The sequence below is a fragment of the Leptospira ryugenii genome, from assembly GCF_003114855.1.
Classification (GTDB): Bacteria; Spirochaetota; Leptospiria; order Leptospirales; family Leptospiraceae; genus Leptospira_A; species Leptospira_A ryugenii.
This window is the reverse complement of record NZ_BFBB01000004.1, coordinates 325,200-332,755: the sequence shown is the minus strand read 5'-3', so window position 1 is coordinate 332,755 and position 7,556 is coordinate 325,200. Positions and strand designations below refer to the sequence as shown.

The following is a 7,556-nucleotide window of genomic DNA, read 5'->3' as shown; positions in this document are numbered from 1 at the left end:
ACGACCCGGTTGATAGGTCACAGGTGTAAGTTCAGTAATGGATTCAGCCAAGTGATACTAATCGCTCGATCGGCTTGACCATATTACAATATACAGGATTAGGTTCCTGTATGTCACGATAGCATTGTTTGTTTCTTTACGTTCTGTTTGGTGGTCGGCCCCGAACAACTCGTTTGCTAGACCCCGAGGGTCACGCAAACGGTTGGGTGCTCGCAGTCGCAGCAGTGCTGCTTCGTGCTCCGCAGGCTTTCCCTCGACGTGGTTGATGAGAATCAATCGTGTATGAGGAGAGCTAAAAAGATGGAAGCCTTGTCGTATAAAAGTTGGGAGAAGCCTTACGTCGAAAGATGTGAGGCTTTTTTATTTTGCGGGATGTTGATTTTCTATTTTAAGTAACTATTGCGGAATGTATTTCCATCGGTGGCGGAGCAGGAGTGCGTAGCTCGCGAGTCTGGACATGGATGTCCCGTGAGAAGGAGTTAGGAAGACATGGAGCTCAGGCTTTCCCTCGTTTTAGTTTGAGGTGGCGTTTGCGGGAATGAACACTGAAGAGAAGAAGTTGTATATTTTAGTTGTTTTGAGATTAATGAGCTCGTGTCGAAAGATACGGGCTTTTTTATTTTACGGTAGGAAAAGTGGTATTGTGTTGAGAATTATAGAAAAATGAATCGTCAACCATGACCATGTAGGAAGTTGGTAGGGTTTTTTCCAGAACCACACCCAAAAAATCAAGAGGGATGCCCGATATTCGCGACACAATGCTCATTATAGGAAGCCAGCCGGCTTAAAGGCGACTATATTTTGGCTTTTATGAAAGAGTCCAAAGGCAATGTATTGGGCGATGCCACTATTTTTTATGAAATGGAATACGATGGTCTTTGTCTACGATTTCGAGAAGAAATCTGGAAAGCCATAAAAAGAATCTCGGATTATCCCATGGCTTGGTCAGTAGAATCTGGGGAAATAAGGAAGTATATCTTTCATAAGTTTCCATATAAGATTTTATAATCGATAGAGGCAGATCGTATCCTTATCATCGCAGTTGCAAATCAACATCGAGAACTAGATTATTGGATAGGGAGAAATTAATCTTGCTTTCTCCGCGTTAGGGATCGACCGTGCGCCCTCGTCGAGGGAGAGCCCGACCCTTTTACTAAAAAATTTTAAAACACCAACCAAATCGGGAACGCCCTAACTAACAAAACCAATTGAGAGGATCGGGTTGGTCGAACCATTCGCAAGCCGACCCATAGGGAGCGAGAATGCGAGTTTGGCGGAGCGTAGCCTAGCCAAAACTCGTCTGGCCCGAAGGGACACTGTGTATCTGTTGTTCCACCAGGTGCATTGCCCTTGTGTTCGGACGGGATAACCGCTGAAAGCATATAAGTGGGAAGCCCACCTGAAGATAAGATCGCACCTGTTGTAGTCCGGGCAGACGACCTCGTTTTGGCTTCATTCCATTCAGCCACCTTGCAGGCGCAATTTCTCCTTATGGGTCGAAACTGCGGGTCACTGGTGTAAGTTCAGTCGCGAAGCGCTGGATCAGCCATGTGATACGAATCGCCAGAGCTTGACCATATTACAATATACAGGATTAGGTTCTTGTATGTCACGATAGCATTGTTTGTTTCTTTACGTTCTGTTTGGTGGTCGGCGCCGAACAATTTCGCGGCTAAATGCTTTGCATCACGCCCGCGAATTGTAGTCTCGCAGTCGAGGCATTGCTGCTTTGTGCTCCGCAGGCTTTCCCGTGACGTGGTTGATGGGAATCAATCGTGGAAGAGGAGAGCTTTAAAGATAGAAGCCTTGTCGAATGTAGATTGTTAGAAAAGAATAAAAGCCTGGATCCTCAGATCCAAGGGTATATTGAGTCTTTCTAAGCATCATTTTTTGGAGAAATGACCTAACTAGAATCAATAGAGCAAAAGATAATTTAAATAAAATGAACTTACGGATTAATTTTTTAGAAGGAGTTAAAGATGAAAGGTTAATAATAACATCATTCTATTTAGGAATAAAATTATTTACTTCGATACTGAGATAATCTCTCCATCCATTACAGCTGAAAATGATTCCAATTTTTTGATTAACTAGCAATTTGGATTCTATGTTTTTGTATATTCAATCCAGCTTCATTGCTTCCAAATTTTGGTAACAACTAGCATTCGCAAAATTTCGACTAGAAGATAGACTTTTAAACGCTAGGCAGATGTTTTTCAAGGAGATTGTATCGAGAGAAAGTAATCGATAAGTAAGCTGATTTAAATCTTAATTTAACGCAGAGTTGCGATCCTAGAAGAGAATCGGATTCCTATTAATGAATCCTAAAGTCATTCCTAAAAAAGCTCCAGTGAATGAATTTAAAAGTAAACTTAACTAGACAATTTGCCAAAATTTTCAACACAGAAGGAGCTGCTAATCTGTATACATCGTTTTTCGTTTATTGAAAGTTCACTATACGAAAAGAAGCTAAAAATCTATTTAAGAAAGTCAGGCAAAAAGCCTGACTCCGCCAATTTTAGGTTTTGTTAATCTGTGGGATAACCTAGTTGCTGTAATGTTAGATTGATAATTTTATTGTAAAAGTATTCAGACCTTACACTATTCGGGCCACCACCGAAACCACCCAATGCATAGGAAACTTTTATTTTATGCTGATCGATGATATTTCCTTTCGCATCCTTAATAGTTAAATCTATATCGATAGAATCCGCTCCAGCGAAGGTACCAACCCAAATTGCCACTCCGGCAGAACGAAATCTTGCATCATTAATTTGGATTTCGATGGTTTCCTTAGCCTTTTCTGAAAATACACCCTTATCTTTCAATTTGGATTTAAACAAATTGAGGAATACCTCTTCCTTGAATACATCTCCACCTTTGATTTCAGTCTCAGCCTCAGGTAAATACTTCAAGGTGATTTTATCACTTAGCTTAATTACTTGGTAGTTTGGCGCTTGATAGTCACCTACTCTTTTTGCAGTCGTGCTGCAATTAAAGACTAAGCTGAAAGCTATAATCAAAAAAGCGCCCAATCTTAAATTCTTCATATTTTCTCCTAACTTTAAAAAGTCCCTTACTTATTGTTATGCGTTATTTCGATTAAGTATCTCAGAAAGTAAATTATATTTTTATCTAAAATATAAAACATTTCATTGAATCTTAAAAGGCAAAGAATTTATTGAAATCTTACAGCTCAATAACTTCCACATAAGTACCGCAAGTCGATTTCTCAGTAGTTTTTTGATTTAATACCCCAAAATTTGGTTTTTTCAGAGAAAAGGGACCAAAGTAATAGAGTTATTGCGAATTCTCCCCTCGTATGGTGGGAAAACATGTATATATTCGATTTAAACCTCTGTAAAGCTATTGCAAACCGGCATTTGCTGCAGCTCTTTCTCTTCCAATAGGTCGAGAGAGAGGGTAAAAGGCTTAAGTTCTATCGCCAAGCGCTGGAAATGCCAAGCAAGCAGATATTAAGAGGCTATAGGTAACTTTATTCCGGTCCAGCGACACAGCGAGCATTGTAATTATTGCTTACACCCTTCCCTGAGATTCCTTGGAATTCCGGTGCACTTGGCATGAACATTTGATTGTACACAACATTCTGTTGGTTAGCAGAACTCGTGTCATAAGCTACACCTGCGGCTGAAAAGTTCGGAAAGTACGTGGCATTGATTTTTTGGGTCGAGAGTAAACTCAGATCAAGGAGTGTCACCATCTCATTCACGTTGGGCAAACGCCAAGATTTACCGGCCAAAGTCAAATTTTTGCAACCTAAGAGTGAGTTTGACCAGTTTTGTAAACTGGGTGTTCCCGTACAGGAAGCATCATTGGTTTGGCCTAAGGCACATTTTTGCCAAATGAGTTTGGTACGTTTATCGAGGATAGTGCCATTGCCATTGTCAACCATATCAAAGCTAGGTTGTGGGAACCCACTAACACAATGGGCTCGATTGAATGAACTAGTAGCTGTATTGGTAATGTATTGATTGTTATGGCTCATGGCAGCTCCCGCTCCGATGAGAGTGGAAGAAGACCAGGCAAAAGGAGATGTGTTTGATGAAGGTGGATTGGGGAATAAGGTAGAGTTCCAATAATTTGTATTATTGGTAGAGCCATTGTATTCCATCAACTGATTTAACTCCTGTATGCTGGGGAGCCTCCAGTTTTTTAAACCCGCATAGCCTGCACCCGAATTTAAAGAATTTAAATTATTGCAGGCAGTAGTAGCAGATGTATGATCTAGATTGCTTGCAGTGCCTGCGCACCCGGAACCAGTCTGACCTTCGTGGCAGGTTTTCCAAACAATACCTTTTAGGGTATCTTTGTTGATTGGGTCGTTCGGATAGCCAGAGTTAGTTGTGATGGGTTGTGTACCTTTGGCATTGGGAAAATTTTGCAGCTCTCCATCTTGGTTTGGAAAACTAGCCGAGGTCGTTGCACAACTTGCAGGAGTGCCATAATTGAAACAATTAGTTTGTCCAGTATCTGCCACTGGAGTGATCTGATATACATTGACCGTATAGTTTTGCGTAGTGCCATCAAAGGCAGTGACAGTATAAATGCTGTTAGATGCAAAATTATTGATTGTGCTCGCGGAGGTTTGTTCAACACTACCGACCGAGACAGACTTGCCCGTGAATTCAAAGGTAGGAACGAGGTTTAATCCTAGTCCATATGGGATCTCGATGTTTATATTTGTTCCTGAAATGCTTCCAACGTAGTCTTTGTTTAAGCCTGTCTGACCAGACGCAAACCGAAAGCTCGTAATGATTTTGGATCCTAGTGAATTCGCATTATTGTTAGAATTTAAACCACAGAATGAAGTGAATTGTCTAGAAATTGTATTGAGTAGCAACCGCTCTCTACTTTTTTCACTAGAGGGATCACAGGGGTCATTGAGGTTTGGAGACTTACAACTTGTTAAAAAAAGAATAAAAAAAAAGAATCTTCTCGCATGACTGGGAGGTAGCACAAACCAAAAGAAATGAGTAATAATATGCACTGGATGGTATCCTAGGTTTTATACGTATGAAGCTTCTGCCAAAATACAATTGAATAGGCTAAGATGTTGAAGATTCTCATCAACTCAAAATAAATAATTGAATTGTGATTGAGCTGAAGAGACTAATTTTCATTCTCTGGCATAGCTATAATTTCTAGGATAAGTCCTGAGAACCTTGGGATAAAGTATTAGGCAATTTTCCTGCAGAAAATTTGAAGCGTACGATCTGATGATCCTAATTGTAGAAAATACTTCGCTGGACTTGCCATCCGTCCATGCATCATACTTATTTGAAGGATTACTTAAGCAGAATCCGTGAATCGATCATTGGACATCTCCAATTCGATTGAGTCAGGGAAAGTGTTGGATAGTCATTTGGTCAAGAAAAGAAGATTGAATAAGATCTCGTAGAATGTTTACTTTATTTTACACGTAACATTCGTTTGCATCTTTCCAGAATTCGTTGTGCTGCTCCATCATATGGATTTGATTGGACCAATGATGATAAGGTTTTTTGGGCAAGTTTGAATTGCCCTTTTGCAAAATGTTTGATTGCCTCTTGGAAGAAAGGATCATACTCTAATTTTTTTTCAGATATATCTGGAGTGTCAACATCGAGCAATTCAAACACAAGCACAGGAAGGCGCTTTCCTTTTACTAAATGTTTTCCTAAGGTTCTGAGTTTATAATCACCGTTTAACTCATGTACTACATCAGAACTCAATAATACTCCCGCGCCATACCCAGATGTTAAACCTTCTAAGCGGGAGGCAATATTTACAGCATCTCCGATCACTGTATTGTCAATGCGCTCGACTTCTCCGATGGTTCCGAGCATTACCATACCTCGGTGGATGCCTATGCCTATTTTGATTGGGACTCGGTTTGTATCGATACGAACTTGGTTATGTGATCGTACCATTGCATGCATTTGTATCGCTGCACGTACCGCATCCTCGCTGCTGTCAAATAGTGCCATAATGGCATCACCGATGTATTTATCGATAAATCCTCCGTTCTCACGAATAATAGGACCCACACGCTGTAAGTAGGAGTTAAGGAAATTGAAATTCTCTTGAGGAGTCATCGACTCTGAAAGTTCAGTAAATGATCTAATATCTGCGAACAAAACAGTCATCTCTCGCTGAACCTGATCGCCATGATTGACTTCTACAAGTGAAGGTTTGCCAAGAATATCTAAAAATTGATCGGGAACAAATCTTCTAAGCGAACGATTTGTCTTTTCTAAATTGTCTGTGTAGGCTCTTAGATCTCTTTGTGACTGAAAGAACCTATCTGTAATTAAAAATAGAACGATTCCCACGAACGCAATCAGTGCCCAATGGATCAAACCAAAAGGGATCAGTTCTAGAAAACGATCTACGAGATCAATAAGTGCGGCAAATAGAAAAAGAGAAAGACCTATGGAAAATAGCCGAAGTTCTCGGTTTCCATGGATAGCGGCTATGATGGACAGAGCTCCCAAGGTTAGTGCTCCTGGTATAATGATGAGCAAAAAAATACGAAACACAAACCATACGTTCAATGTTAGTGTAAACTCATTTGCGAATGAAAGAAAAAAGAAGGAACCTAAAAGAGAGTAGAGGGCAAAGAGTATACGCCTAGATTTTCCACGAAACATAGGCAATGCGATACCAAATAAACCTATAGGCACGGAGAAAAAAGAAAGGCGAAGGAGTGTAAACCATTCGTCCCCTAAACCACTGAGATACCATGCAAGATCCGACCGTAAAACACTCAAGGAACCAAGAGAAGCCAGAAAAAAGCCAAAATTAAAGGTGCCCCAATCTCGACTGAAGCCTATTGAGACCGCAAAAGTCGCAAGACTCAAGGCTAAGAAGACGAGTCCGAGAAAGAGAGTGTCCGCCTGGGAAAGTAGGAATCTAGTTTGGATTGAGTCAGCAGGTCCTATCCAGATCGGTCCCATGATGCCTCTTTCACCATAGTCATCCGTATTATGTGCAGAAATCAGAAGATTAGAATGTTGCGGATTATTTTTATTCGGTGGAGGTAAATCTATAATAGGCCAGACTTTGCGAACATCGGCCTTACCTTCCGATAGCGAGGCAAATGAGTGAACCATAACTCCGTCAACGTAAACTCGGTAAAGACCAGGGACACTTGCAGGCGGTATCATCAATTTATAGCCAGGAAGAATGTTAAAAGTAGTCCGATACCACAGGATCCCTACGCGAGAATTCGGAGTATAGAGATTCTCTCCAGGCTCAAACGCTTTCCATTTAAGGTCATCTTTTGAAGGAAAGGATTCAGAAACCGGTAAATAAATAAATTCCCAGGCTCCGTTTAGAGAGTTTTCTCGTGTCTCAGTCGAACATTGACTGCCTAAGGCAAATAGGAATAATAAAACAATAATTCTCATCATTTCCGACTTGGCTTGTCAAAAGAATCTGCCGTTTTTAGACGGGAGCAAAGATTTGATAGAGCTAGTTTTTAAAAAAAAGAGATGAATCGATTTCCGTCGGTTTTCTAAGGAAACAAGAGTTACAACAAGTGAAGTCTCCTTTCC

At 40.6% G+C, this 7,556-nt stretch carries 4 protein-coding genes and 1 rRNA gene; 1 reads left to right on the top strand and 4 read right to left on the bottom strand.

Annotated features, from left to right (window positions below):
* Positions 1-82: ribosomal RNA gene (locus tag DI060_RS09900) — 23S ribosomal RNA — on the top strand; the annotation flags it as partial.
* Between the two features lie 1,081 nt (positions 83-1,163).
* Here the strand turns inward: DI060_RS09900 and DI060_RS19060 are convergent.
* The 4 genes from DI060_RS19060 to DI060_RS09880 all read right to left on the bottom strand — a co-directional run bounded on the left by DI060_RS19060 (position 1,164) and on the right by DI060_RS09880 (position 7,412).
* The gene (locus tag DI060_RS19060) at positions 1,164-1,469 is read right to left on the bottom strand and encodes a hypothetical protein (protein ID WP_209452020.1); all 306 of its coding nucleotides are present in this window, start codon (positions 1,467-1,469) and stop codon (positions 1,164-1,166) included.
* A gap of 1,059 nt (positions 1,470-2,528) precedes the next feature.
* A complete protein-coding gene (locus DI060_RS09890; protein WP_108976317.1) occupies positions 2,529-3,050 on the bottom strand; it encodes a hypothetical protein in 522 nt (173 codons plus the stop codon).
* Between the two features lie 446 nt (positions 3,051-3,496).
* Positions 3,497-4,861: an Lcl C-terminal domain-containing protein gene (locus tag DI060_RS09885; RefSeq protein WP_167836968.1), complete on the bottom strand. Its 1,365-nt coding sequence runs from the start codon at positions 4,859-4,861 to the stop codon at positions 3,497-3,499.
* A gap of 568 nt (positions 4,862-5,429) precedes the next feature.
* On the bottom strand, positions 5,430-7,412 hold the full coding sequence (locus DI060_RS09880) for an adenylate/guanylate cyclase domain-containing protein (protein ID WP_108976313.1): 1,983 nt from the start codon (positions 7,410-7,412) through the stop codon (positions 5,430-5,432).
* Between the last annotated feature and the right edge of the window lie 144 nt (positions 7,413-7,556).

Excerpts from the sequence above, each read along its gene's own strand:
- DI060_RS09890 (WP_108976317.1), bottom strand. The coding sequence starts at position 3,050 with ATGAAGAATTTAAGATTGGGCGCTTTTTTGATTATAGCTTTCAGCTTA.
- DI060_RS09880 (WP_108976313.1), bottom strand. The coding sequence starts at position 7,412 with ATGATGAGAATTATTGTTTTATTATTCCTATTTGCCTTAGGCAGTCAA.